The sequence below is a fragment of the Larkinella arboricola genome, assembly GCF_003259745.1.
GTDB classification, from domain to species: domain Bacteria; phylum Bacteroidota; class Bacteroidia; order Cytophagales; family Spirosomataceae; genus Larkinella; species Larkinella arboricola.
On record NZ_QLMC01000002.1, the window covers coordinates 162,439 to 188,633 of the forward strand.

A 26,195-nucleotide genomic window follows, 5' to 3' on the forward strand; every position below is an offset into this window, starting at 1 on the left:
TGGTATTTCTTAACTTTTTATCGGACCAGGTCCGCCTTTTCTCCGGAAATTTCCGTACCTTTATATCCCGTAACAATCCCAATTCGTTTTCAGACATGGCTTCATCCGGTCAGAAAACCGCTAAGTACATTTTCGTTACGGGCGGTGTAACTTCATCATTAGGCAAGGGCATTATTGCTTCTTCGCTGGCAAAATTACTTCAGTCTCGCGGCCTGTCGGTCACGATTCAAAAATTCGATCCATATATAAATATTGATCCCGGTACGCTCAATCCCTACGAACACGGCGAATGCTACGTCACCGACGACGGCGCAGAAACCGACCTCGATCTGGGGCACTACGAACGTTTTCTGAATATTCGCACCTCACAGGCCAACAACGTTACCACGGGCCGGATTTACAACAACGTCATCACCCGCGAACGCAAGGGCGATTTCCTCGGGCGGACGGTACAGGTCGTACCCCACATTACCGACGAAATCAAACGCAACATCCGCCTGCTGGGCGAAACCGGTGAATACGACATCGTGATTACCGAAATTGGTGGTTGTGTGGGTGACATCGAATCGCTTCCGTTTGTGGAGGCTGTCCGGCAGTTGAAATTTGAGCTGGGCGAGCACGACACGCTGGTGGTTCACCTGACCCTGGTGCCGTATCTGGCGTCGGCGGGTGAGCTGAAAACCAAACCGACGCAGCACTCGGTTCGGATGCTGCTCGAAAACGGGGTTCAGCCCGACATCATCGTCTGCCGCACCGAACATCCGCTGCCCAACGACATCCGCCGGAAAATTGCCCTCTTCTGCAACGTGCAGGTTAATTCGGTTATCGAAGCCATCGACGCCGAAACCATCTATGACGTTCCGCTGCTGATGAAGAAAGAGAAACTTGATCAGCGGGTGTTGTATATGCTCGACCTTTACAACGATCAGGACGCCGACCTCGATAGCTGGAAGGAGTTTCTGGGGCATCTGAAAAATCCGACGGATAGCGTTACGATTGGTTTGATCGGGAAATACGTCGAACTGCGTGATGCCTACAAATCCATTGCCGAAGCGTTTATTCACGCCGGTGCCGAGAACGAGTGCAAGGTCAACATCGAGTGGATTCAATCGGAAACGCTGGGCGATTTTGACCAGGTGGCCGAGCGTCTGCGCGATCTCGACGGTATTCTGGTAGCACCCGGTTTTGGCGAACGCGGTATTGAGGGAAAAATTAATGCCATCCGGTGTGCCCGCGAAAACGGCGTGCCTTTCCTCGGTATTTGCCTCGGTATGCAGTGTGCCTGCATCGAGTTTGCGCGGAACGTGCTGGGCTGGACCGAATCGCACTCGGCTGAAATGAACCCAAATGCGTCACACCGGGTTATCGACATGATGGAAAGCCAGAAAAAGGTGACCAACAAAGGGGGCACGATGCGGCTGGGCGCGTATCCCTGCAAAATCAAGAAAGATTCGCTGGCGTATAAGATCTACGGAAAGACGCAAATCAGTGAGCGTCACCGTCATCGGTACGAATTTAATAACGAGTATATCGGTCAGTTTGAGAAAGCCGGGATGGCCGCGACGGGAATCAATCCGGAAACCGGTCTGGTTGAAATTGTGGAGCTGAAAAACCATCCCTGGTTCGTGGGCGTGCAGTTTCACCCCGAACTCCGGAGTACGGTGATGGACCCGCATCCGTTGTTTGTGCAGTTCGTGCGGGCGTCGCTGGGGCACTCTCAGGAAAAACGCATGGTTGACACAACGGCAAATGTTGGTTAAGCATAGGCTTATCCGTACTTTTGCGGACTAAAATTGGTTTAAAGTTTGAGGTTTAACCCGTGCTGCCGTCCCTCTGCGTCTGCTGTGCGGATTAAACCTTGAGCTTTAGGCATTAATCGAAAAAAATGGATCGTAATCAAATTATTGGTATTGTATTGATTCTGGGGATGTTGCTGGGCTACCAACTGCTGATGCCGAAGCCCGCTCCGGAACTCAAACCCGAACAGGAAAAAACCACTTCTGCTCCTTCCCAACAAACTGCCCAGAAAGCCACTAGTGGCCCCGCCGAACAACCCCTGGATTCGGTTGCTTCCCGTCGCCTGTACGGTGATTTTGCCGCGGCTGCCAGCGGTCAAAGCCGCGATATTGTTGTTGAAAACCCCGACATTCGGGTAACGTTCAGTACGCAGGGCGGACGCGTGAAGGAGGTTCTGCTGAAAAATTATAAGACCTACGACCAGAAACCGCTGGTCCTGATCAACGAACAGAGCAGCCAGATGGCGCTGGAATTGCCCACCAACCGCGGCAAGGTCAACGTCGAAAAGCTGTATTTTGAAACAACAACGCCAGCCCAGTCCACGGTTCAGGGAAATGCCCAAACCATCACGTTCAGACTGGCACTGTCGCCCACCCAGACCGTCGAACAGACGTATACCATTCCGGCCAAAGGCTACGTGGTGGACTATGATCTGAAGCTGAACGGGCTGGATAATATCGTGAATAACAATGATATCCGGTTCCTGTGGCAGGATAAGATGCGGCAGTTCGAGAATGACATGACCGAAAACCGCAAATCGGCTACCATTAACTACCTGTCGGCCGACGAGAATTTTGATGGTCTATCGGAAGGAACCAGCGATCAGGAGGCCACACTGGAGGAACCCGTTAAGTGGTTTACCATCAAGCACAAGTATTTTCTGGCCGGATTTATTTCCGAAGGCAGCCCATTCAAAAATGCCGTTTTCAAAACGCAGGTAAATCCCAACGACCCCATTACGGTCAAAACCGCCATTGCCGATGTGATGATTCCGATGGCCGATGTAAAAAGCGGCAAAGGGAATTTTCGGTTTTTCTTCGGGCCGAACGACTACCAGTTGCTCGACGAAGTGGCACCCGAATTTGACCGCAACGTTTACCTGGGGTACGCTATACTGAAGCCGGTTAATAAGTACTTTTTTGTGCCGGTGTTCAACTTCCTGGAGCAGTTTATCTCGAACTACGGTGTGCTGATCATTGTGCTGGTGGTTTTTGTAAAACTGCTGCTGACACCGTTGACCTACCGTTCGTATGTCAGCATGGCGAAAATGCGCGTGCTGGCTCCGGAAGTAAATGAGATTCGCGAGAAAGTGGGCGACGACATGGCCAAGCAACAGCAGGAAACCATGAAGCTGTACCAGCAGGTGGGTGTTAGTCCGCTGAGCGGTTGTATTCCGGTGCTGGCAACAATGCCCATCCTGATGTCGCTGTTCTTCCTGTTTCCGAACCTGATTGAGCTTCGGCAGAAGACGTTCCTGTGGTCGAATGACTTGTCGACCTACGATTCGTTTATCAAATTCCCGTTCACGATTCCGTTCTTAGGCTCTCACCTGAGTTTGTTTACCATCTTCATGACGGCTTCGAGTTTGGCGTACGCGTATTATAACAACCAGATGACGCCCGCCCAGCCCAACAGTCCGGTGAATATGAAGGCCATGAGCTACGTATTTCCGCTGATGTTCATGTTTGTGCTGAACTCTTTCCCGGCTGGTTTGACCTTCTACTATTTCGTGTCCAACGTCGTTACGATCGCGCAGCAATTGCTGATCCGGAAGTTTGTCGACGAAGATAAAATCAAGGCTGTTCTGGAAGAAAACCGGAAGAAGTTTGCCAAGGGCGATGTGAAGAAGTCGAAATTCCAGGAGATGCTGCAACGTTCGCTTCAACAGGCCGAAGATGCTAAGAAACAAGCTGAAGAAGCCAAGAAACGGGCCAAAAAGCAGTAAGTTAACCGAAATTTGGTATCATTAATAACCAAAACCAACGCGTCTGCGTTGGTTTTGTTAGTTTTGTACAGCTTCCGTATCCAAATCGATGAAACCATTTTCTCGCTCTCAGACACGTTTACGATCGTTCAGTTTAGGCCTTCTTTTGTGGATGGCTATGCACGCGGCACTGGCGCAAACCGATGCGAACGAGCGACGGTTCCGGTTGGCGGTGCGTTTCATTGAGCAAAAAGAGTATGTGAAGGCCAAAGCGGAGTTAATACCGTTAACCCAACTGCGTTCTGGTGGTATTGTGCCGTTTGCCTATTATTACCACGCGCTGGCTGACTTTAGGCAAAAGCGGTTTTCGGAATCCCGGATGATGCTGAAGCAGTTGATGGATCGGTTTCCAGACTGGAAAATGATGGACGATGCTCACTACCTGATGGGTGCCGCTTATTTTGAAGGGGGGCAATATGAGGAAGGAACGGAAAGCCTCAGCCGCATTGGTGATTCGGCCCTGAAGACGGAAGCCGGTAAGCTCGAAACCCATCATTTCAGCCAGATCAACGACCTGAATCGTCTGAAGCAGATGCAGAAGGAGTTTCCGGACAATCGCAATCTGGCGCTGGCCCTGATCGGCCTGATTCAACGCACATCGACGGCCACGGCTGATCTGGAACTGTCGGACCGTCTATCCAACCGGTTTGGCGTACCGACCGTTACGCGGCCTGTTACGACCGAACCGACGGCAAGCACAAGCACGGCTTCAAAGCCGGAAAAAAACCGTAACAAAGGCTATTACAACGTGGCGGTGCTGTTTCCGTTCCGCGTCAACGAGATTGATCCCGGAGCCACAGGGCGTTCGAATCAGTACGCGCTGGATTTGTATAATGGCATGAAGCTGGCAAAAAGTAAACTACAGTCGGAGGGAATAACGGTTAATCTGTTTGCCTACGATGTAGATAATGACGCGTCCAAAATGACGGCTCTGGTAAACAATCCGGCTTTTGTACAGAATGATCTGCTGATTGGTCCGCTCTACGCCGAACCGAACCGTATCGCCACCGAGTTCGCTAATAAAAACAATATTTTGCTCGTCAACCCCATTTCGACGAGCAGTGAACTGGTGGCCAATCAGCCGCTGGCTTTCCTGGCTGCGCCTTCGCTAAACCAGCAGGCACTCAAAACGGCCAATTTTGCCCGAACGCTGTCGACGGTTAAGAAAACGGCCATTTATTTTGGAACAAGCCGAAAGGACTCCACACTGGCCGTTCTGTACCAAAATGAAATGAAGCGGCTGGGCTTTGCAGTGATGGATTTTCGGAAAATCGGGAACGATCCGGAGGCCATTCGGATCACTGAAACCAGCAAGCCGGGCCATATTTTTCTGGTTAGCAGCGATGAAAATGCGGGACCGAAACTACTCCGGGTTCTGGCCCAGCGAAAAGTGAGTGCGCCGGTGATTGCTACGTCCTCGGCGTTCGATTTTGTGAAAGATCCGTTGTCAACGTTTATAAAAAACGATCTGTATCTGGTATATCCTGAGTTTGTCGATCCGCAGCGTCCGCAGACGACCGAGTTTGAGGAACAATACCTGGAGCAACGAAACCTGATTCCGTCGACCTACGCCTATCAGGGGTACGACATGCTGCTGTTTTTTGGCCGAGCGCTGGCCCGCACCCGGGGGGAATTGACCAACCGGTCTCAACTCCGGGCCGAGCCGGAAGATGGTTATCTGCTGTCGGGCTACGACTATACGGTCAGCAATGAAAACCAGGTTGTGCCCATCATCAAATTCGACGGAACCCGGTTTGTACTGGCTAAATGAGTGAACTGAACCTAATTGTGAATGAGCGAATGACCCGGACCGCCGGAGTGGTGAATGAGTGAATAGCGTTGCTGATTAGTTACTTTCTGCGCAGCTATTCACTCATTCACTCATTCATTCATTCACTCATTGAAATATGACAAAGAGCGAACAACTTTTCGAGAAAGCAAAAACATTGATTCCCGGCGGGGTAAACTCACCGGTCCGGGCCTTTCGGGCCGTGGGTGGCAATCCGCTGTTTATTAAATCCGCGAATGGGGCTTACCTGTTCGACGAGGATGGAAATCGGTATATCGAACTAATCAATTCGTGGGGTCCGATGATTCTGGGCCACGCGTTTGAGCCGGTGGAAGAAGCCGTCCGGGAAGCCATTCAGCATTCTTTTTCGTTTGGTGCCCCCACCCGCAAAGAAGTGGAAATGGCCGAACTGATCGTCGAAATGGTGCCGTCCGTCGAGAAAGTGCGGATGGTTAATTCCGGAACGGAAGCCACAATGGCGGCTATTCGGGTGGCCCGTGGTTTTACGGGACGCGACAAACTAATCAAATTTGAAGGGTGTTACCACGGGCATGGCGACTCGTTTCTGATTGCCGCCGGTAGCGGGGCCATTACGATGGGCACGCCCGATAGCCCCGGGGTTACCAGAGCAACGGCTCTGGATACTTTGACTGCTCCCTACAACGATCTGGGAGCCGTCGAAAAACTGATAAATGCCAACGCGAATCAGATTGCGGCTGTCATTCTGGAGCCGGTTGTGGGCAACATGGGTTGTGTCCTGCCCGATCCGGGTTTCCTGCAAGGCTTACGCGATTTGTGCGATAAAAATGATATTCTCCTGATTTTTGATGAGGTAATGACCGGCTTTCGACTGGCCAAAGGCGGTGCGCAGGAACGGTTTGGTGTTACGCCCGATCTGACGACGATGGGTAAAATCATCGGTGGCGGGATGCCGGTGGGCGCCTACGGCGGTCGGAAGGAGATTATGGATATGGTTTCACCCGCTGGACCCGTCTATCAGGCCGGAACCTTGTCGGGGAATCCCATTGCTATGTCGGCCGGACTGGCGATGTTGCGGTATCTGAACGAGCATCCGGAGGTTTATACGCAACTGGAAGCAACTGGTGCCAAACTCACCGACGGTTTCCGAAACAGCCTGCTCAAGCTGGGGTTGAATTTTACGATCAACCACATTGGTTCCATGTATACGCTGTTCATGACCGAGCGCCCGGTTGCCAATTTTGTTGATGCCAAAACCGCTGATCTGCCCCTGTTTGGACGGTATTTTCAGGCCATGCTCAAGCGGGGTGTTTACCTGGCTCCCTCCCAGTTCGAAAGTCTGTTCCTGTCGGTTGCCCTGACCGATCAACTGGTCGATCAGATTGTCTGGGCGAATGAGGAATCCTTAAAAGAAGTAGTGGAGCGGGCGTAATCAATTAGAGTGCATGTTAAAAGCCGTTATACTTGACTTTGATGGTACCCTGGCTGATACGCTGCCGTTGTGTATCAAAGCGTTCCGAATGGCAATTGAGCCGCACCTGAGCCGTACGCTGAGTGATGAAGAGATCATTGCAACGTTCGGACCATCGGAAGAGGGTACCATCAAGGTCCTGATTCCCGACCGGTTTGACGAGGGGCTGGCTGCTTACCACGAGCATTACGTGGCCTTTCATTCCGAGGTTCCGACGCTTTTTGAAGGGGTTGAAGAACTGCTGGCGTTTTTGAAGCAGCGGAATGTCCGGTTGGCGCTCGTTACCGGTAAGGCCCTCAAGAGTGCGCTCATTTCGCTGGATTTTTACCAGATTCGCGACTGCTTTGAGCAGATCGGCCACGGCGATTTAACGAAAGGGCATAAGGCAAAGAACATCCAGCGCATTCTGAACGAGTGGAATCTTACCCCCGATGAGGTCGTTTATGTGGGCGATGCCCCCAGCGACATAACGGCCTGCCGGGAAGCCGGGGTTCCCATTGTCTCGGCGGCCTGGGCCGCAACGGCCGAACCGGACCTGCTGCGTTCGATGGAACCGGACGCGCTCCTTTTCTCGGTGTCGGATTTGCGGCACTGGCTGGAAGCGAAGCTGGCAAACTGACTTTCTGGCCTTAAATGTGGTGTTTTCATTAACCTGTTCGTCAATGACCCTCCGATTTTCTGTTATCATTCCCGTTTATAACCGCCCGGACGAACTGCGCGAACTGCTCGATACGCTCTGTCAGCAAACCCGTATTCCGGATGAAATTGTGGTGGTTGAAGACGGTTCGGTAAACCGGGCGGACGGCGTGGTGGAGTCGTTTAAGAACCGGCTGACTATTCACTATTATTCTAAGCCCAATAGCGGGCAGGGCTTTACCCGAAACTACGGTTTTGAGCGGGCTACCGGCAACTATTTCGTGATTTTTGATTCTGATGCGCTGGTGCCTGCCCATTATTTTGAAGCCGTTGAACGACACCTGCAAACGGATTGGCTCGATGCCTATGGCGGTCCGGATGCGGCCCATCCGAGTTTTACGCCTATTCAGAAAGCCATCAGCTATTCGATGACTTCTCCCTTTACAACGGGCGGTATTCGGGGAAGCAAGAAAAACCTGGGTGGGAAATACCATCCGCGCAGCTTCAACATGGGGTTTTCGCGGAAGGTTTATGAGACGATTGGCGGTTACAAAATCAGCCGGATGGGGGAGGATATCGAATTCGCCATTCGAATTATTGAAACCGGCTTTAAAACCGGCTTGCTGCCCGAAGCGTTCATTTATCACAAGCGCCGGACGAGTCTGGGGCAGTTTTACCGCCAGCTCCGGTTTTTTGGCCGCGCCCGCATCAATATCGCCCGGTTCTATCCCTCGGAACTTCGGCTGGTGCATACGTTTCCCGCGCTTTTCACCCTCTTCGTTTTTTCGCTACCCATCTGGTTGCTGATTCATCCGGTTCTGTTTGGGCTGGCGGTATCGGTGTTGTTGTTGTTCTCCGTGCTGATTCTGCTGGATGCCTACGGGAAAGAAAAACGCTGGCAAGTGGCTTTTCTGAGTGTGGGAGCGGCTTTTGTTCAGCTGATCGGATACGGAATCGGCTTTTTAACAGAGGGCTGGAAACGGCTGCGTGAACCCAAAGGCCATCAGGAAACCGGGGCTAATCTGGAATACCCTTCGTAACGGAATGCCATTAATTAAGGATATATTCAGTACAATTACCGCATGAAAGTCTTGGTTACAGGTAGTGCCGGACATCTTGGTGAAGCCCTGGCCCGCACGTTGAAAGGTATGGATTACGAGGTTGTGGGGCTGGATAAACGGGCATCTCCTTTCACAACGCACGTTGGTTCAATTACCGATCCTACCTTTGTGCAAGGCTGTCTGGACGGTGTAGGAACGGTTTTTCATACCGCAACGCTGCATAAACCGCACGTTGCTACCCATAGTCATCAGGATTTTATTGATACCAACATTACCGGTACGCTCAATCTGTTGCAGGAAGCCCTCGCTGCCGGTGTACAACGGTTTATTTTTACCAGCACCACCAGCGTTTTTGGGGACGCGCTCGTGCCACCGCCCGGAGCCCCCGCGGCCTGGATTACGGAGGACGTGACGCCTGTTTCCAAAAATATCTACGGAGTTACCAAAGCGGCCGCTGAAAACCTTTGCCAGCTTTTTTACCGAAATTACGGCCTGCCGTGCCTGGTCCTGCGAACCTCCCGGTTTTTTCCCGAAGACGATGACAACAAGGGCGTGCGGGATGCGTTTGCGGATGATAATGTCAAAGCGAACGAATATCTGTTCCGACGCGTGGACATTGAAGATGCAGTAAGCGCCCATCTGGTGGCGGCTGCACGGGCGCAATCCATCGGCTTCGGAACGTACATCATCAGCGCCACAACACCGTTCTCTCCGGACGACACGGCGGAACTTCGGGTAAACGCAACCGGGGTGGTGGAACGACTGGTGCCGGAATACAAAGCCGCTTACCAGCGTCGGGGCTGGCGGATGTTTCCAAATATTGACCGGGTATACGTCAACGAGCGGGCCAGAACCGAACTGGGCTGGCAGCCCCGGCATGATTTTAAAGCCGTCATTAACCGGCTGGAAGCGGGCGAAGAATTGAAAAGTCCGCTGGCCAAACAGATCGGATCAAAAGACTATCATGCCGATACTTTTTCGGAAGGGCCGTATCCGGTGGAGTAAACGTGCAGGAAAACTTACGCTATTTTTTACAGAGGTAAATGACCTCACCCGCAGGCAGCGAAAACCGTTTGACTTCTTCCCGGGGTAATTCAAACACAAACCGGTCTTCGATGACGGTGAAGCCGCCTTTGGCCAGCCGCTGCGCATAATCCCGGCCAAAAAGCCGCAGGTGGTCGCTCTGCCAGAAAAGCCGTTCGCGTTCTTTGGGGTCCGTAACCGTCGGGTCTTCAAAGGTAGTGGGGCGGTTGTAGTCAATCGGGGACTGGATGATGGCCCAGCCGCCGGGTTTCAGAACGCGGTGCAGTTCGCTACTGGCCTTCACGTCGTCTTCAACGTGTTCCATGACGTGGTTGCAAAACGCTACATCGAACGTATTGTCGGGAAACGGAATCTGGTGAATGTCCATCTTCACCTTTGCCAGTGGCGACTCAATATCGGCGGTGATGTAATCCAGGTTGGGTAATTTATCAAACCGGTCGATAAAGCAGTATTCCGGGGCCACGTGCAGCACTTTCAGTTTATCCCGGTAAAAGTTGGTTTTTCGCTCGAGGTAAAGATTCATCAGCCGGTGGCGTTCCAGGGCCAGACAGTTGGGGCATAAGGCGTTTGGGCGTGGGTTGGTTCGCCCAAATGGCATGAATTCCCGGAAATGTTTGCTGCAAACCGTACACTCTACATTGTTTCCCCGGTAAAACACCATCATCACTTTCATGGCGTAATGGCTGACGCGCTGCAAGGCCGGGCGCGGTACGTTTCGTAAAATAAAGCTGATGAGCTGTTTCATACCACCTAAAAAGCGGCTCCCAGCCGACCGTTACCAACCGCCGTGGAGTCCGAATACGCAATTATTAACAGATTTAAGGGTAAAATGAGATTTAGTCTGTTAAATTAGAGCTTTAATCAATGTAGAAAGTAAACACGATGGCCATAGCTCCTTCCAAACCTCCCGGTCGGCGCCTTCTCAAGCGAATGAGTACACGTACCAAATGGCTCTTGCTGGCTCCTTTCAGTCTGATACTGATTGGGTACGGCTTATGCGTGTTTAGCCAGGCTGCTCACCTGAAACATACCGGCGAATCGTTCAGCCGCTGGTTTCTGCTCGGGACGTATAGCCTGGTCGTCATCAATGCCGGAATCTCCCTGTTTGGTCAAGCCGTCATTTTCCGGATGCGGATCGAAAACCGTAGGATTATTCGTCGGTACCTGAAAAAGATGCTTCGGGAGCGGCAAAAAAAAGAAAACCCCGTCCGTCGAGCGTAACGAGGTAATCGAATGAGCGTGAGCAGTTTTCAGCAAGTTGACTGCCCAAATCAAACCGCTTAGGCTTCAGCCGTTTGATTTTTCTTTTCGGCGAAAGAAGCTTTAATGGCTTCTACATCCACGTTCTTAATTTCCGGACGGCGCAGCAATTGCTTGATGCGTGCAATTTTATTATTAGCCCGTGCTTTATTTTTTTTGTCCTTCCGTTTCAGTTCGGTAACTCCCATGATTGTATAAATTAATAAGTTGATTCCAAATGGTCCGCAAAATTAGCGGAAAAGCTGCACAAAACCAATAATCTATCCGCCGGGCTTGCTATTTTTGCGCCATGCAAAAACCGAGTGTACCCCGCGGAACCCGCGACTTTGGGCCGGAACAGATGAGCAAACGGCTTTTTCTGCTGGAAACCATCCGGCAGACGTTCCGGCGTTACGGCTTTCAACCCATCGAAACGCCCGCCCTCGAAAACCTGTCGGTCCTGATGGGAAAATACGGCGAGGAAGGGGATCAGTTGTTGTTTAAAATCCTTAATTCCGGCGATTTTGCCAACGGTTTAACCCAGGCCGACTGGCAGGAAAATGCCCGAAAACTGACTCTTAAAATTTCAGAAAAAGGTCTGCGTTACGACCTGACGGTTCCGTTCGCCCGCTACGTGGTCATGAACCGGCACGCCCTGGCGATGCCGTTCAAACGGTATCAGATCCAGCCGGTCTGGCGGGCCGACCGGCCCCAGAAAGGCCGTTACCGGGAGTTTGTGCAGTGTGACGCCGACGTGGTGGGAACAGATTCGCTGCTGTGTGAAGCCGAAATAGTCCTGATGCTGCACGAAAGTTTACGGAATCTGGGCATTCAGGATTTTACCGTAAAAATCAATAACCGGAAAATTCTGACCGGGATCTCGGAGGTGGTTGGTGCCGAAGGGCAGGAGGGACCGCTGGCCGTTGCCATTGACAAACTCGATAAAATCGGGAAAGAAAAAGTGGTGGAGGAACTGAAACAACGCGGCTTTTCGGATGAATCCATCGAAAAGCTGGAACCCATGTTTCAGTTTTCGAATGAAACCCAGGCGGCTTTTGCGCAATTGAAAACCTGGCTGGCAGGTTCGGAAGTAGGCTTGAAAGGCGTTGCCGAGCTGGAAGAAGTCTGGTCGCTGGTGGGGCAATATGGGCTGGCGGATGCCCGGATACAACTGGACGTGACGCTGGCGCGTGGGCTGTCCTATTATACCGGGGCCATTTTTGAGGTGAAGGCCAACGGCGTGCAGATTGGCAGCATCAGCGGGGGCGGGCGCTACGACAACCTGACCGGGGCGTTTGGGATGCCGGGCCTGTCGGGCGTAGGGATTTCTCTGGGTGTTGACCGGATTTACGACGTGATGGAGGAATTGAAGTTGTTTCCGGAAACCGGTTTGCAGTCAACGCAGGTGCTGGTGGTGCATCTGGATGCCGAAGGGCGTTCGGTTGGATTGCCGTTGCTGAGCCAGTTGCGGGCCCATAACATTTCGGCCGAAGCCTATCCGGATGCGGCCAAAGTGAAAAAACAGTTGGATTATGCCAACGCCAAGCGGATTCCGTACGTGGTTCTGATTGGTTCGGAGGAAATTCAGACGGGGCAACTGACGTTGAAAAATATGGTGACGGGTGAACAGCAGAAGCTGGCGGCCGACCAGATTGTGGAAAAATTAAGGCAGGAAGCGGCCCTTTTATAATAAAAAAACGGTGCCACGAATTTGAGCCGTGGCACCGTTCAACTTGGAAACAGCACGCTACTTACTTAGAACTTAAAGCCGAAGTTTACACCCAGTGACCGACGTTGTGAATCATTGAATCCGCTAATTGCGTCGGAGAAACCGTGGTGATACATCAGGTCGATCAGGACGGGACCGATATCAAAGCCCAGATTGACCAGACCCAGGAAAGTACCGCTTTTAATTTCATCATCGTCAATGTCAATGGTGTTGCTGCCGCTTAACCGGTTGGCATATTCAGCACCCACACCCAGACGCACCGCTGAGATACCACGCTCTGACTGAGCCAGTTTTACCCCAACCAGTACCGGAATTTGCAGCCATTTCGTATTGATTCGTCCAGAAATATCCGAGAGCGAAGAACCGTCGCCGGGCCGGAAATAGTTGGAGCTGGAAGCAAAATACTCAACCCCTAACTGACCGTATAACCGGCCACCACCCCGTACAAAAGCCCCGATCTGGTAGCCAAGACGGCCCGACGGGTTATCACCGTCAATGTCTTCACCTTTATAACGCGTGGTGTTAGCCCCCACGTAAAAGCCGCCGGTAAATGCTTTGTAAGGTTTCTCCGCTTTTTCGCGTTTGGTGCGCGATTCCCGGCTGCTGTAATCCGTGGCCGAGCTTGACATAGACGAACTGCTGTTACTAGGCGTCGATGAATACGAAGAACTATTCGTCGGCGTTGTCGTGCTTGACGAATTGTCGGTGGTAGAGCTGGTCGAGTTAGCCGAGTTCGAACGATAGGTGGTATCAGTTTGGCTGGAAGTTGAAGTAATCGTCGTGGTCGTCGTTCTGGTCGTATCGGACGAAATGTTCTGAGCAAATGCGCTCCACGTTCCCAAAAGGCAAAGCGCAAGCATTGTACTGTTGCGTTTCATGATTATAACGTTGTTGAAGTTGTATAAAAAAAGGTGTATGCTATCACATACACCTCTATAACTAGGGAAATTTTGGATTGTTTACGACTTGCGTAATTCTTTAAAATAATTGATCAGGCCATTCGTTGAGCTGTCGTGCGAAGAAACCGGCTGGTCGTCGGCTAGTTCCGGCAGGATGCGGTTGGCCAGTTGCTTGCCCAATTCAACGCCCCACTGGTCAAAACTAAAGATGTTCCAGATGACGCCCTGCGTAAAGATTTTGTGTTCGTACATGGCAATCAGACTGCCGAGTGTGCGGGGCGTAATTTGCTTGACCAGAATGGAATTCGTAGGTCGGTTGCCCGAAAATACCTTAAACGGCATCAGGAGTTCAACTTCTTCCCGGTTCTTTCCGGACTTTACCAACTCGGCTACTACCTCTTCACCGGATTTTCCGTTCATCAGGGCTTCGGTTTGGGCAAAGAAGTTGGAAAGCAGCATTTTATGATGGTCGCCGAGGGGCCGTTGGCTAATTGCCGGAGCGATGAAGTCGCACGGAATCAGCTTGGTGCCCTGGTGAATCAACTGGTAAAAGGCGTGCTGGCCGTTGGTGCCGGGTTCGCCCCAGATTACCGGGCCGGTCTGGTAAGCCGTGGGCTGGCCGTTCCGGTCGACGGATTTTCCGTTGCTTTCCATGTCGCCCTGCTGAAAATAGGCGGCAAACCGGCTCATATATTGATCGTACGGTAAAATTGCGTGCGATTCGGCCCCAAAAAAGTTGTTGTACCAGATGCCGATCAGGGCCAGTGTAACCGGAATATTTTCTTCCAGCGGGGTATTTTTAAAGTGCTGATCCATCGCGTGGCCCCCCTCCAGCAATTCCGCAAAATTTTCGAAGCCGATGTAACAGGCAATCGACAACCCAATGGCCGACCAGAGCGAATACCGTCCGCCGACCCAATCCCAGAAAACAAACATGTTCTCGGGGTCGATGCCGAATTTTTCAACCTCCGGTTTATTCGTGGAAATAGCAACAAAATGTTTCGCCACCGCCGATTCGTCCTGGGCGTGCTGGAGAAACCAGTCGCGGGCCGAGTGGGCGTTGGCCATTGTTTCCTGCGTCGTGAAGGTCTTCGACGCGATCATGAACAGCGTGGTTTCCGGATCAAGGTTTTGCAGCGTTTCGTAGATATGCACACCATCGACGTTTGAAACGAAATGCACACCAAATTGCGGTTTTCCGTCTTTCTGAACGGCGTAAGGTTTCAGGGCGGATGTGACCATCACCGGGCCCAAGTCCGAACCACCAATACCGATATTGACCAGTTGCGTGATCGGTTTGCCGGTATAACCTTTCCAGTCGCCCGAAGCCAGGCGTTCCGAAAAGCCTTTCATTTTGTCCAGCACCGCGTTTACGTCCGGCATCACATCCTTGCCATCCACCTCAATGGGTGTGTTGGAGCGGTTCCGCAGGGCAATGTGGAGTACGGACCGGTTTTCGGTCACATTGATGGGGTCGCCGGAAAACATTTTTTCAATGGCTTCCTCTAAACCGGCTTCACCGGCCAGTCGGCGCAGCAGGGTCAGCGTTTCGTTGTCGATCCGGTTTTTGGAAAAATCGACCAGTATATCTTCAAACCGCAGCGAGAAGTGATCAAACCGTTTTGGATTTTCGGCAAACAAATCCCGCAGATGACGGTCTTTTATTTGTTCATAATGGCTCTTCAACTGCTGATAAGCAGGAAGTTGGAGGAAAGAATGGGTAGGTAACATTGGATTTGGGGTCAAAGACAAATTTCTTTCAATCGCTCGGGTTCGCAAACGAACACGTTAAAATCGACTTTTCCGCGAATCCCATCCACGGAGCCTTTTTCATTATGCTGCCAAATATACAAGCGGTCGGCCTTAAACTGGTCGGGATGGTCGCTGGAATAATCGGCAAGCCAGAGCGGATAATCGTCAAAGTTACCGGCAATGTAGAGCAAATAGAAATGCCGGTTGACATAAATAATCGGTTTCATCCCGTAATGGTCTTCCACCAGACGCAGCCAGATGCGGATGTCGGCAATTAATTTATCGGCGGGCACCCGGCCTTTATCGTTGCGTTCGATGTCCAGCACGGGGGCAAAGTCGCCGGGTTTTAGCGTAACGGTTTTGATGAAGTTCCGGGCCTGTTTGGCCGGATCGCGTTTTGGATGGTAAAAATGGTAGGCTCCTCGTTTTAAGCCCACTTTACCGGCTTCTTTCCAGTTGTGTTTAAACCGGCGGTCAACCAGCGTGGCCCCCTCTGTAGCTTTTACAAAAACAAATTGGAGACTTACCCCATTAGCCTGCGCTTGGCAAACGCGTTTCCAGTTGATCCGACTATTGTGGTGCGAAACGTCAATACCGTGAATGGTATACTTCAGCGGCATCCGAATCCCGTAGCCGTTTACATATTGCCACTGTAATTCGTTGACGTTTTCAAGGGAACGGTACCACCAGAGGCCGACCAGCAGCAGACACAGCGCCAGAAATGGCCAGCGGAAGTACTTTCTTTTCCGATATAGATACAGAACAATCTGGCTCATACCGGGCAAAAATAAGGAGAAAAAAGAAGAGAGGAAGAATAGAGGAAGGAATGTTGCCATCACCTTCTTCCGTTCTGCCTCTCTTCTTCAGGGCATTTTAAATTAATCGTGGCCTTCCAGCTTCACAATTTTGTTGTAAAGGCCCAGCAGCAAAAAGGGTGCTGCCCACTGACCCACGAACAAAGCCTTGTCGTTTTCATTTTGAAACTTATAGAAAAGGGAAACGCCCATCGAAGCTATGGATGCCCACAGAAAAAGGTCAGATGGAAGTTTGGCAGTTTGCTCTTCAATGGCCTCGGCCACAGGTCCCTCTTTGTGCGATGGATTCGGGTTTTTCACCGATCCTTTGGTTGGATTGCGTTCTAAGACGTTCATAACGTTTGTTTAATAGTGATTACACAAACCAAACCAGGAGACTTCAGGAATGTTCGAAAAAAATGAGGCAAATTCCGGGCGGCTCCGAAATAAAAACGGGTACCGATGGCTTGAAAACCAACCAGTACCCGCTTTTGGTTCAGGTCGAAACCTTATTTATTCGGCTGCGGAGTCGTCCGCAGATACGGCTTCACAATGTTGACGCCTTTCGGGAATTTCTTCACGGCATCCTCGGTACTCACGGCAGGAACCACAATCACGTCCTGGCCTTCCTGCCAGTCGGCGGGCGTAGCCACCTGGTAGTTAGCCGTTAGTTGCAGCGAATCAATAACCCGCAGAATTTCGAAGAAGTTACGGCCTGTCGATGCCGGGTAGGTCAGCGTCAGTTTGATTTTTTTGTCGGGACCAATAATGAACACCGAGCGAACCGTCGCTTTTTCCGAAGCGTTCGGGTGAATCATGTCATAGAGTTCGGCCACTTTGCGGTCGTGGTCGGCAATGAGCGGAAAATCAACGGTAGTGTTCTGCGTTTCATTGATGTCTTTCACCCATTCCCGGTGGGAGTCAAGCGGATCAACACTCACCGCAATAACCTTTACTCCGCGCTTTTCGAACTCGTCTTTGAGTTGAGCGGTCCGGCCCAGCTCAGTAGTGCAGACGGGGGTAAAATCGGCGGGGTGGGAAAAGATCATTCCCCAGGAATTGCCCAGCCATTCGTGGAAATTGATGGTGCCCTCGGTGGTTTCGGCTGTGAAATCCGGAGCAATGTCACCTAATCGGAGTGCCATACGTAGATTCGTTTTGGTTAGAGTTACGATACTATACTTATACTATAGTCTTTGTTACGCAAATGTAGACAACGCGTGCAACACACGGTATGTGTTGAAATAGACTACGACGGTATAACACGACCGCTACTCGAAATAGTTTATTAGATCAGCTTTTCTTCTACGGCCATTTTAACCAGTTCGGCAGCATTTTTCACCTGAAGACGGCGCATCATGTTGGCACGGTGGTTATCGACGGTGCGAACCGAAAGCTGTAGTTTTTCGGCAATTTCGCGGCTGCTCATACCATCCACCAGAAATTGCAGAATTTCTTTTTCCTTCTTCGATAGCTTCGAACGCCGGACTTTGCTGGTGCGTTCCGTTTTCTTCAACTGGTGCATATACCCGTTGAGGATGATCGTGGCTACGGGCGAGCTGAAGTATTTTTCGCCACTGGCGATGGTCCGGAGCGCTTTCATCATTTCGTCGCTCGACGAATCTTTCAGAATGTAACCAAAGGCACCGGCTTCGACCGACCGAAGAATGTAATCTTCGTTGTTGTGCATCGAAAGCATCAGCGTCTTGATGTTCTTGTACAGCCGTGAAATAATCTGGGTCGTTTGGATTCCCGACATGCCGGGCAGCGAAATGTCCATCAGCACCACGTCCGGTTGCTGCGTTTTCAGCTTTTCAAGGGCTTCTTCTCCGTCGCCGGCTTCGTCAATAATTTCAAATTCGTCATTTTGCTCGAGGAGTGAGCGAATTCCGTTTCTGACAATAGAATGGTCATCAACCAGCATTAACTTTAGTGTACTCATATTCTTGCTGTACAAGTTTAAAAGGTATACTTACCTGAACTTTTGTGCCTTTATCGGGCGCAGATGAGATTTTAAATTTACCGTTTATCAGGGCGGCCCGTTCGTGCATGTTGTGAATGCCCTGCGACGGCCGCTTGGTGTCTTCTTTCTTACTGCGGTGGATTCGAAACCCTTTTCCGTCGTCGTTGACAATCAAATGCAAGTAATTATCTTTTTCGAATAAATCAATGGTTATCTGCGTTGGCTCGGCATGGCGAAGCGCATTACTGACGGCTTCCTGCGCAATGCGGTAAACGCCAATTTCAACGCTTTTATCCAAACGAACATTCGACAGGTTGGTGTGAAATGTAATGTCTGTTTTGCTGTTTTTATCGTGCGAATCCGCCAGCATTTTTACCGCCGGGATCAGGCCAAAATCACTCAGAACCGTTGGCATCAGGTTATTTGATACATTACGGGTTTCCTGAATGGTTTGGGCAATGAGGTCTTTCAAAACCACAAAGCTTTTGGTTTCCTTTTCCTTGCCGTTTAAACTCCGTTCGAAACTTTCGACCTGCAATTTAATAGCCGTCAGCATTTGTCCAATACCGTCGTGCAGTTCGCGCGAAAGCCGCTTGCGTTCTTCTTCCTGACCCGCCACCAGATACGAGGTCCGAAGTTTCTGCTCATCCATCTGTTGCTGGTACTGCTGACGGGTGGCATCGAAGAGTTGCTGCCGGGTTTCTTTCAGCGCCCGGTTCAGCGAGAGCAGCTTCCGGTTGGTCGTGGCCGTTCGGGTTTCAGCTTCAACCAGTTGAACGATAACGGCCTCAAATTTATTGATTGCCGGTCGTAAAATATACCAGCCCGCAAATACCAGCGCGAGCAGCGTGAAAAGATAAATGGTAAACTCGATCAGGCGGGTGGTATCCACATTGTCGAGCGTTTCGCGGGTGTACTGCTGAACAACCGCGTCCATATTTTCCAGAAATGGCGTTTCGTTGGCCAGCAGGGCCGTCAGATCGGCTGTAGACGTAAATTCTTCCGGACTGCTGACCTGTTCTGCTTCCTGAATGATGCGCTGCACCGATTCCCGGAACCCGAAGTAATACGGTTTCAGAAACTGGAAGCGAATTTTAACGCTGTCGCTGTTTTGCAGCATGATCGGGTAGCCCGGCACCGTCCCCTGCTCGATGTGCAGGTGATTGGTTTCAAACTCCGCAAACAGGTTTTTAATTTCGGTCAGATTGTTTTGAAAACGAGCGTGTTCGCTGGGGCGACTGAGTTGCAGAATCTTATTGACAATGCGCTGGCTATGGTGGCGCTGGGCCGAAGCCATCCCAATGATCATAACCCGTTCGGCTTCGCGTCGGGTTTGAAGCTGGGTCACAACTTCAGCCACCGTTATCAACACGGCAATAAATACCAGTGTGATCAAAAATAAACGGTTGAAATGGCGGGCCGAAGGCTGGGTGGTCTGGGGTGTAACGTTATCTACTTCCGACACAGTTTATATGATGCAACGAACGTTGATTAAGGTAAAGGTAAAAAAAATTATGATAATTAGAGGAATGAACCCGTAACTTCGTGATTTATGAGTCTGAGAACCCGAACCAAACGAAAAATAGTGTTGTTTTTAAATCGTAAAACGACGTAGATTTGTGTTTATCTGAACACGGCCTGATCATGAAAAAAACTAGCTGCTTCATCGCTCTTTTAGGACTGCTGACTTTCGCATCGTTTACCCCGGCCAGAGAACGGGGTGAGCGTCCGGTCACGACGGTTGCCGAGCCGGTTAAACTGTCGTGGGAAATCCTGCGCGATGTGACTTTTAAGAAAAAATGGTATCCGGAAGAATCGGTGTATATGCTGTATCCAACCTTCGGAGCCGGTATCCAGAAACTGAGTGGCAAGCCGGTTGAACTGACCGGGTATGTGCTTCCGGTTGATATCGAATCGAATACCTATGTGCTTTCAGCTTTCCCGTACAGCGCGTGTTTCTTCTGCGGAGGAGCCGGGCCGGAGTCGGTGGTATCGCTGAAATTCAAGAAACCGGGTATGAAGTTCAAAACCGATGAGCGCCGGACGTTCCGCGGAACGCTCAAGCTGAATGCCGATAACATCTACGAACTGAATTACATTATTGCTGACGCCGAAATGGTGGCGCAGTAAGGGATTCGCACAAAGATTTTTTCTGGCTAAACGAAATATTTTCAGGCCCCCTTGCATTATTTCAGATTTTTCTGATCTTTGCACCACGAAAAAAGGGGGTATAGCTCAGTTGGCTAGAGCGCTACAATGGCATTGTAGAGGCCGTCGGTTCGAATCCGACTATCTCCACCAGATTTCTCAGGAAGCCCCAATCCACCGGATTTGGGGCTTCTTTGTTGTTACGGGTTTCTCTACAAACTTTTTTTTCGTACCCTTGGGTGATACTTCGACGTTATGCCGATAAACCCCTAAAAAAGCGTATGAATGCAACCCCAAGTTTGTCGATGGACGTCGCCCTGATCACTGACCGGGATCGAACATTGGAACGGATTTACGCCAAAACGTTTCCGATGGTACGGCATTACGTGAAAGAACGGGGTGGGACAACCGAGGATGCGAAAGATATCTTCCACGAAGCCATGATCCTGTTCTACGAAAAAACCGTTCAGGAGCAGCTCACCCTGACCTCTTCCGTCAGTACCTACCTGATGGGCATTTGCAAGAACCTCTGGCGGCAGGAACTGGATAAACGGACGCGCCAGCTACCGCTGACCGAAAGCCAGGCCGAAACCGTCTGGGAACCGCCCACCGGGGGGGAAGAACCCGCTCCGCTGAAACTCATGACGTTTGTGGAGCAACTGGGCGACACCTGTAAATCCATCCTGGTCAGCTTCTACTACTTCGGCCAGCGACTGGAGCAGATTGCGGCCCAGCATGGTTACCAGAACATTCGGACGGCTACCGTACAGAAATACAAGTGTTTGGAGCGGCTCCGGAAAGCCGTCGGCCATCTTTCCATCGAGAACTTCAAACCCTGACCGCCATGCGCCCCGAACTGAAAGAAGTACAATTGCTGGAAGCGTACCTGCAAGGTCGCCTGACCGAAGAACAGCAGCTTGATGTAGCGGTTCGGTTGCTCTGGGATCAGGACTGGCAACAGAAGCTGGCGGCTCAGAAACGGGCGTACCAGGCGCTTCGGCTGGCCGGACGGCAGCAATTGCGTCGTGAACTGGATGCCCTATACGTCCGGTTATTCGGGTAGTTTCGCCCGTTAAATTCCACATAATCACCGCTTAACCCCTTTCAATAACGGCTTTTACGGGCCGGGCGGCTTCGTATTGCCGTTGCTCAGCTGATCATCTGTAACCCTTTTTAACGCCATGTATTATCCCGAACTTAGCAAAAGTGAGTTCCGTAAATTTGCCGTGCACGGACAACATCTGAACGGCCTTACGGTCGACCGGTATCTGCATCAGGTCGAAAACATGACCCGGGCCGTCATTGAGGAGCGGCCCATGAACTTCCGGGAGGTCGATGTGTTTTCCCGACTCATGGCCGACCGGATCGTTTTCCTCGGCACCGCCGTGGACGACAACATTGCCAATGTCATTATTGCCCAGTTGTTGTTTCTGGAATCGGCCGATCCCAAAAAAGACATTCTGCTGTACATCAACAGCCCCGGCGGCTCGGTTTATGCCGGTCTGGGCATTTACGACACCATGCAGTACGTCCGGCCCGACGTCGCCACCATCTGCACCAGCGTGGCGCTTTCGTTTGGGGCGGTTCTGCTCTGCGCCGGAGCACCCGGAAAACGATCGGCGTTGCCGCACGCCCGCGTGATGATTCACCAGCCGCACGGTGGGGCTCAGGGGCAGTCGGTCGATATTGAAATTACGGCCCGGCAAATTGTGATTCTGCGGCAGGAACTGTACGAAATCATGGCGCGTCATACGGGTCGTTCCGTCGAAGAACTGGAGCGCAATGCCGACCGCGACTACTGGATGAAAGCCGAGGAAGCCCGGGAATACGGTTTTATTGACGACGTGTTGCAGCGGGTTTAATCCCGTGTCGTTGTCGATTTTTAGCAAACCATGAGGAGCCGATGCCTAAAAACGACCATCTTTGCGTTACGGCGTCGTAATAACGTTAATGAACCCAACAGCCGCAGGAATGCGGCTTTTTTTATGGACCTACTCGAAATCTTTGATGCCCAAAACCAACCGCTGGGCTTTACCAAACCGAAAATTGATGCCCACCGTGACGGCGACTGGCACCGTACCTCCGAAATTGTTGTCCTGAATCATCAGAATGAAGTGTTGCTGAGCCTGCGTCATCCGGATAAACGCTACCTGCCTAACTTCTGGGATGTGTGCGTGGGCGGCCACCTCGACCCAGGCGAGACATACGAACAATGCGCCATTCGGGAGGTGGAGGAGGAAATTGGCGTACGGCCGCAGAGCAGCGAACTTCAGTACCTGGGCAACGTGGACGTGGTTGCTATCGACGAAAGCGTTTCGTTATACGACCGGGAACACGCTGCGGTGTACCTGTTCCAGACCAACCGGACCATCGACGGGTTTGTGATGCAGCCCGACGAAGTTGCCGCGCTGCAATTTGTCCCGCTGGCTACGGTTCTGGAAGAATTCCGGTCCGGGAAAAACTCCCTGGATTACACACCACCGCACTATTCGTATCTGAAGACGCTCGAAATGGCGGCCGCTTTCCTGAAAAATAACGGTTAAAACGGGCGGACGGCTTTGACAAACCGCCCTTTGAAGTAGTTCGAAAACAGGTTGTCTTCCCGCACCCCGCGCGAGGACGATGCGTGAATAAACCGAATGTTGGAAGGGCCGAGTACCTCCGTAACAATACCGGTATGCGAAACGTAACCGGATTTTCCGTCGTCCGGTACAAAAAACAGCAGGTCACCCGGCTGAATTTGCGGAACGTCCACTTCATAACCTACTTCCGACTGTTGCCAGGAAACCCGTGGCATTTGCAGACCGACGGTATTGAAAGCGGCAAAAATCAGTCCCGAGCAATCGATACCGTCCGAGCTAGTACCGCCCAGCCGGTAGGGGGTTCCGGTGTACGTCCGGGCAATCTTAACGACCTGGGGGACGTAGCCTTTCTGGTAGGTTCGCGTATCGACGGTTTTCAACGGTTTCGAAACGGCGGGCTTGCGATTGGCTACCGCGGTTCTCCGCTGGGCGGGCGGGGTATAATGGGAGGTCTTGAAAAAAGAACAGGACGACAATGTCAGCACCAGAAGGGCCGTAGGCCAAAAAGGGCGAAATAAAGTCCTCATTAGTAGGGTTCTGTTGTTTTGCATGGATGGTTACAATTCGGCCATCGGGATGCCAGAAGGATACGGAAATAACCCTCCTGACGTCGGAATAACCAGATCAAGCTATCAAAATTTCATCGTTAAGGCAATACGCTTGCGCTGTAAATCGACTTCCAGCACCTTCACCTGCACCTTCTGATGAACGCTAACGACCTGACGCGGATCGGAAACATACTGATTGGAAAGCTGGGAAATATGAACCAGCCCATCCTGCTTGACGCCAATATCGACAAACGCGCCGAAAGCCGTCACGTTGGTGACAATGCCGGGTAACTGCATACCTTCGCGCAGATCCTCCGGTTTTCGAACCCGCTCGTCGTATGCAAACACCGTCAGCAGTTCACGCGGATCGCGGCCCGGTTTCTCGAGTTCGGCCAGAATATCGCGCAAAGTGGGCAGACCCACTGTTTCGGTAACGTACCGTTCGGGCTTAATCTGTTTTCGGAGGTCGGGTTTTTTTATCAAATCCGAAACGGTGCAGCTTAGATCGCGGGCCATCCGCTCCACCACAGGGTAACTTTCCGGGTGGACGGCGCTGTTGTCAAGCGGGTTTTTGCCCGCATCAATCCGGAGGAAACCGGCGCACTGCTCGTAGGCTTTATTGCCCAGCCGGGGCACCTTCTTCAACTGGTCGCGCGACTGGAACGGCCCGTTCTGAGCCCGGAATTCCACAATATTATTCGCCAGTTGCGGCCCCAGGCCGGAGACGTAGCGCAGAAGGTGGCTGCTGGCCGTATTAAGCGACACACCCACCTGGTTGACGCAGCTTTCGACCACCCGGTCCAGGCTGTTTTTTAATTCCGACTGATCAACATCGTGCTGGTACTGCCCCACACCAATGGATTTCGGGTCAATTTTGACGAGTTCGGCCAATGGGTCCATCAGCCGCCGACCGATGGAGACAGCCCCCCGAACGGTAACGTCGTGATTGGGAAACTCCTGACGGGCCACTTCCGATGCCGAATAAATGGAAGCCCCCTGTTCACTGACCATAAAGACCGGAACGGTTTTGCCAAAGTCCAGTCCTCGGACAAATTCTTCTGTTTCGCGTCCGGCCGTACCGTTGCCGATGGTAATGGCGTCGATTTGATACTGGGAAACCAGCTTTAATAAAGTTTGCTGCGCCTGGTCCCGGCGGCTGTCCGGGTAGATTACGTCGTTGGTCAGCAAATTGCCCTGCGCATCCAGACAAACCACTTTACAGCCGGTCCGGAAACCGGGGTCGATGGCCAGCACGCGTTTTTGACCCAGCGGGGGCGAAAGCAGCAACTGGCGTAAGTTATCGGCAAAAATCTTGATGGCTTCCTGGTCGGCCTTCTGCTTGGATGCGTTGTCAAACTCGGTTTCAATGGACGGTTTGATCAATCGTTTGTAACTATCCTTAACGGCAATGGCAACCTGATCGATGCTTTCTGAGGAGCCGGAGCGCAGGAATTGCCGGTCCAGCCTTTCCAGGGCGGCATCCTCATCGGGCGAGATACTGACCGACAAAATGCCCTCGGCTTCTCCGCGCCGGATGGCCAGCAGCCGGTGGGAGGGAACCCGGCGGAGCGGTTCGGCAAAATCGAAATAATCTTTGTATTTGATGCCGACCGTCGCTTTATCTTTCTTGACGACCGACCGGATGATGGCTTCACGTTCAAACAGATTCCGGATGCGCTGGCGGGCGTCGGCGTTTTCGCTGATCCACTCGGCCATGATGTCGCGGGCACCCTGCAAGGCTTCTTCCACGCTACCGACCTGATCGTTGAGGTACGTTGCGGCTTTTCGTTCGATGGTATTTTCACGCTGGCTGAAGATGAGTTTTGCCAACGGTTCCAGTCCTTTTTCAATGGCAATGCTGGCCCGGGTTTTCCGTTTGGGCTTGTAGGGTAAATACAAGTCTTCCAGTTCGGTCACCGAGTCGGCAGCTTCAATTTTCTGGCGAAGTTCGGCGGTGAGTTTGCCCTGATCTCCGATGGATTTCAGGATGGCTTCCCGGCGTTTGTCGAGTTCTACCAGCTTTTGGTAAGTATCTTTAATGGCTCCAATCTGAACTTCGTCCAGTTGCGAGGTGGCTTCTTTGCGGTAGCGGGCAATGAAGGGAACGGTTGCGCCCTCATCGAGTAACTGAACGGTATTGGCAACCTGGCGGGTCGTCAGATTGAGCAATGCAGCAATGCGCGCGGGCACAGTGCCAGATTCATGGGTTAAGCTCATGTATTCGGTTTACTGAATTTCAGCCACAAAAAAAGCAGGAAAGGCCGGTTTGTCAATAAATAATTGGCAGAAATGTCAGTCTGCACCGGTATATGTTTCTGGGTCAGCCGCCAAAAAAAGCAAGCCGGACGGCCTGCTTTCTGAATAAAAAGGGACACTCTTTAGCTGAAATCGGATCAGATCCGGCAATCCAGACAACTCTCATAGTCTTCGTGGCCCGGGGCATACACACCGTTGACATTTACCAAACGGTCGGTCCGGATCAATTCGCCCGACGCCAGCTGAACATAATCGCCATCAGGCCCGGGTTTGAAATCCGTCATAATAGCAGTGACCGAGAGCAGTTCATTCAGGTCGGTAGTATAAAAAATCTTGACATATTTCCGAAGGGCAATCAGCGACCGGAGCATGTCCGTGTAGGTTTCAGTCAGCGTTGTCATGGTACAACTGTTGGTTTCTACACGTATAACAAATTTTTCCGCAAAACCATTTTTCCAATTACCACTCCCTTTTGCCTGTTCCTGACGATTTAATATTTTTGCTGGATATGTCAACAGAGATTT

Annotated in this window: 26 protein-coding genes and 1 tRNA gene; 15 read left to right on the top strand and 12 right to left on the bottom strand. The window is 51.6% G+C overall.

Going from position 1 to position 26,195, the window contains the following annotated elements; translation table 11 throughout:
* The first annotated feature begins 95 nt into the window (after positions 1-95).
* From pyrG to LX87_RS07770, 7 genes are all read left to right on the top strand, one after another.
* Positions 96-1,760 carry a CTP synthase gene (pyrG, locus tag LX87_RS07740; protein ID WP_111627650.1) on the top strand — a complete coding sequence of 555 codons (1,665 nt, stop codon included), beginning with the start codon at positions 96-98 and terminating at the stop codon, positions 1,758-1,760.
* A gap of 125 nt (positions 1,761-1,885) precedes the next feature.
* Positions 1,886-3,742: a membrane protein insertase YidC gene (gene yidC, locus LX87_RS07745; RefSeq protein WP_111627651.1), complete on the top strand. Its 1,857-nt coding sequence runs from the start codon at positions 1,886-1,888 to the stop codon at positions 3,740-3,742.
* A gap of 157 nt (positions 3,743-3,899) precedes the next feature.
* On the top strand, positions 3,900-5,552 hold the full coding sequence (locus LX87_RS07750; protein ID WP_229310585.1) for an ABC transporter substrate-binding protein: 1,653 nt from the start codon (positions 3,900-3,902) through the stop codon (positions 5,550-5,552).
* A gap of 136 nt (positions 5,553-5,688) precedes the next feature.
* Positions 5,689-6,981, top strand: a complete 1,293-nt coding sequence (gene hemL / locus LX87_RS07755; RefSeq protein WP_111627653.1) for a glutamate-1-semialdehyde 2,1-aminomutase — start codon at positions 5,689-5,691, stop codon at positions 6,979-6,981.
* A gap of 13 nt (positions 6,982-6,994) precedes the next feature.
* Positions 6,995-7,639: an HAD family hydrolase gene (locus LX87_RS07760; protein ID WP_111627654.1), complete on the top strand. Its 645-nt coding sequence runs from the start codon at positions 6,995-6,997 to the stop codon at positions 7,637-7,639.
* Positions 7,640-7,682: 43 nt separating this feature from the next.
* A complete protein-coding gene (locus LX87_RS07765) occupies positions 7,683-8,696 on the top strand; it encodes a glycosyltransferase family 2 protein (RefSeq protein WP_111627655.1) in 1,014 nt (337 codons plus the stop codon).
* 42 nt (positions 8,697-8,738) lie between these two features.
* Positions 8,739-9,722, top strand: coding sequence for an NAD-dependent epimerase/dehydratase family protein (locus LX87_RS07770; RefSeq protein ID WP_111627656.1), 984 nt, complete (start codon positions 8,739-8,741; stop codon positions 9,720-9,722).
* Positions 9,723-9,741: 19 nt separating this feature from the next.
* On the opposite strand, the gene LX87_RS07775 is transcribed toward LX87_RS07770, so the two are convergent.
* Positions 9,742-10,506: a methyltransferase domain-containing protein gene (locus LX87_RS07775; protein WP_111627657.1), complete on the bottom strand. Its 765-nt coding sequence runs from the start codon at positions 10,504-10,506 to the stop codon at positions 9,742-9,744.
* Between the two features lie 185 nt (positions 10,507-10,691).
* On the opposite strand from LX87_RS07775, the gene LX87_RS07780 reads away from it, so the two are divergent.
* Complete coding sequence (locus LX87_RS07780; RefSeq protein ID WP_111627658.1) at positions 10,692-10,982, top strand: hypothetical protein; 291 nt, start codon at positions 10,692-10,694, stop codon at positions 10,980-10,982.
* Positions 10,983-11,041: 59 nt separating this feature from the next.
* On the opposite strand, the gene LX87_RS28760 is transcribed toward LX87_RS07780, so the two are convergent.
* Entirely contained in the window at positions 11,042-11,209 is a 168-nt protein-coding gene (locus LX87_RS28760) for a hypothetical protein (RefSeq protein WP_170139325.1), read from the bottom strand.
* A 101-nt stretch (positions 11,210-11,310) separates the two neighbouring features.
* Between LX87_RS28760 and hisS the strand changes: the two genes are divergently transcribed.
* Entirely contained in the window at positions 11,311-12,690 is a 1,380-nt protein-coding gene (hisS, locus tag LX87_RS07785) for a histidine--tRNA ligase (RefSeq protein ID WP_111627659.1), read from the top strand.
* Between the two features lie 65 nt (positions 12,691-12,755).
* Here the strand turns inward: hisS and LX87_RS07790 are convergent, their stop codons facing one another.
* The 7 genes from LX87_RS07790 to LX87_RS07820 form a co-directional block, all read right to left on the bottom strand.
* Entirely contained in the window at positions 12,756-13,607 is an 852-nt protein-coding gene (locus LX87_RS07790) for a putative outer membrane beta-barrel protein (protein WP_111627660.1), read from the bottom strand.
* Between the two features lie 81 nt (positions 13,608-13,688).
* On the bottom strand, positions 13,689-15,359 hold the full coding sequence (gene pgi, locus LX87_RS07795; protein WP_111627661.1) for a glucose-6-phosphate isomerase: 1,671 nt from the start codon (positions 15,357-15,359) through the stop codon (positions 13,689-13,691).
* A gap of 11 nt (positions 15,360-15,370) precedes the next feature.
* A complete protein-coding gene (locus LX87_RS07800; protein WP_111627662.1) occupies positions 15,371-16,156 on the bottom strand; it encodes a glycoside hydrolase family 25 protein in 786 nt (261 codons plus the stop codon).
* 102 nt (positions 16,157-16,258) lie between these two features.
* Complete coding sequence (locus LX87_RS07805) at positions 16,259-16,531, bottom strand: hypothetical protein (protein ID WP_111627663.1); 273 nt, start codon at positions 16,529-16,531, stop codon at positions 16,259-16,261.
* Positions 16,532-16,683: 152 nt separating this feature from the next.
* Positions 16,684-17,319, bottom strand: coding sequence for a peroxiredoxin (locus tag LX87_RS07810; protein WP_111627664.1), 636 nt, complete (start codon positions 17,317-17,319; stop codon positions 16,684-16,686).
* A 143-nt stretch (positions 17,320-17,462) separates the two neighbouring features.
* Positions 17,463-18,116 carry a response regulator transcription factor gene (locus LX87_RS07815; RefSeq protein WP_510186288.1) on the bottom strand — a complete coding sequence of 218 codons (654 nt, stop codon included), beginning with the start codon at positions 18,114-18,116 and terminating at the stop codon, positions 17,463-17,465.
* Positions 18,088-19,602 carry a sensor histidine kinase gene (locus LX87_RS07820; RefSeq protein WP_111627666.1) on the bottom strand — a complete coding sequence of 505 codons (1,515 nt, stop codon included), beginning with the start codon at positions 19,600-19,602 and terminating at the stop codon, positions 18,088-18,090. Before LX87_RS07820 ends, LX87_RS07815 begins: the two co-directional genes overlap by 29 nt.
* A 179-nt stretch (positions 19,603-19,781) precedes the next feature.
* Between LX87_RS07820 and LX87_RS07825 the strand changes: the two genes are divergently transcribed.
* The 6 genes from LX87_RS07825 (at position 19,782) to LX87_RS07850 (ending at position 22,828) form a co-directional block, all read left to right on the top strand.
* Positions 19,782-20,267: a DUF3299 domain-containing protein gene (locus LX87_RS07825; protein WP_111627667.1), complete on the top strand. Its 486-nt coding sequence runs from the start codon at positions 19,782-19,784 to the stop codon at positions 20,265-20,267.
* Between the two features lie 94 nt (positions 20,268-20,361).
* A tRNA-Ala gene (locus LX87_RS07830) sits at positions 20,362-20,438 on the top strand.
* Between the two features lie 128 nt (positions 20,439-20,566).
* Entirely contained in the window at positions 20,567-21,124 is a 558-nt protein-coding gene (locus tag LX87_RS07835) for an RNA polymerase sigma factor (RefSeq protein WP_111627668.1), read from the top strand.
* 5 nt (positions 21,125-21,129) lie between these two features.
* Positions 21,130-21,348: a hypothetical protein gene (locus LX87_RS07840; protein ID WP_111627669.1), complete on the top strand. Its 219-nt coding sequence runs from the start codon at positions 21,130-21,132 to the stop codon at positions 21,346-21,348.
* A gap of 118 nt (positions 21,349-21,466) precedes the next feature.
* The gene (locus tag LX87_RS07845) at positions 21,467-22,147 is read left to right on the top strand and encodes a ClpP family protease (RefSeq protein WP_111627670.1); all 681 of its coding nucleotides are present in this window, start codon (positions 21,467-21,469) and stop codon (positions 22,145-22,147) included.
* A 123-nt stretch (positions 22,148-22,270) separates the two neighbouring features.
* Entirely contained in the window at positions 22,271-22,828 is a 558-nt protein-coding gene (locus LX87_RS07850) for an NUDIX hydrolase (RefSeq protein ID WP_170139326.1), read from the top strand.
* Here LX87_RS07850 and LX87_RS07855 read toward each other — a convergent pair.
* From LX87_RS07855 to LX87_RS07865, 3 genes are all read right to left on the bottom strand, one after another.
* Entirely contained in the window at positions 22,825-23,394 is a 570-nt protein-coding gene (locus LX87_RS07855) for a C40 family peptidase (protein WP_111627672.1), read from the bottom strand. The two genes, LX87_RS07850 and LX87_RS07855, sit on opposite strands and share 4 nt — an antisense overlap.
* Before the next feature lie 105 nt (positions 23,395-23,499).
* A complete protein-coding gene (locus LX87_RS07860) occupies positions 23,500-25,632 on the bottom strand; it encodes a Tex family protein (protein WP_111627673.1) in 2,133 nt (710 codons plus the stop codon).
* A gap of 176 nt (positions 25,633-25,808) precedes the next feature.
* Positions 25,809-26,072 (bottom strand): hypothetical protein, encoded by a 264-nt coding sequence (locus tag LX87_RS07865; RefSeq protein WP_111627674.1) that lies wholly within the window; start codon positions 26,070-26,072, stop codon positions 25,809-25,811.
* Positions 26,073-26,195: the final 123 nt, after the last annotated feature.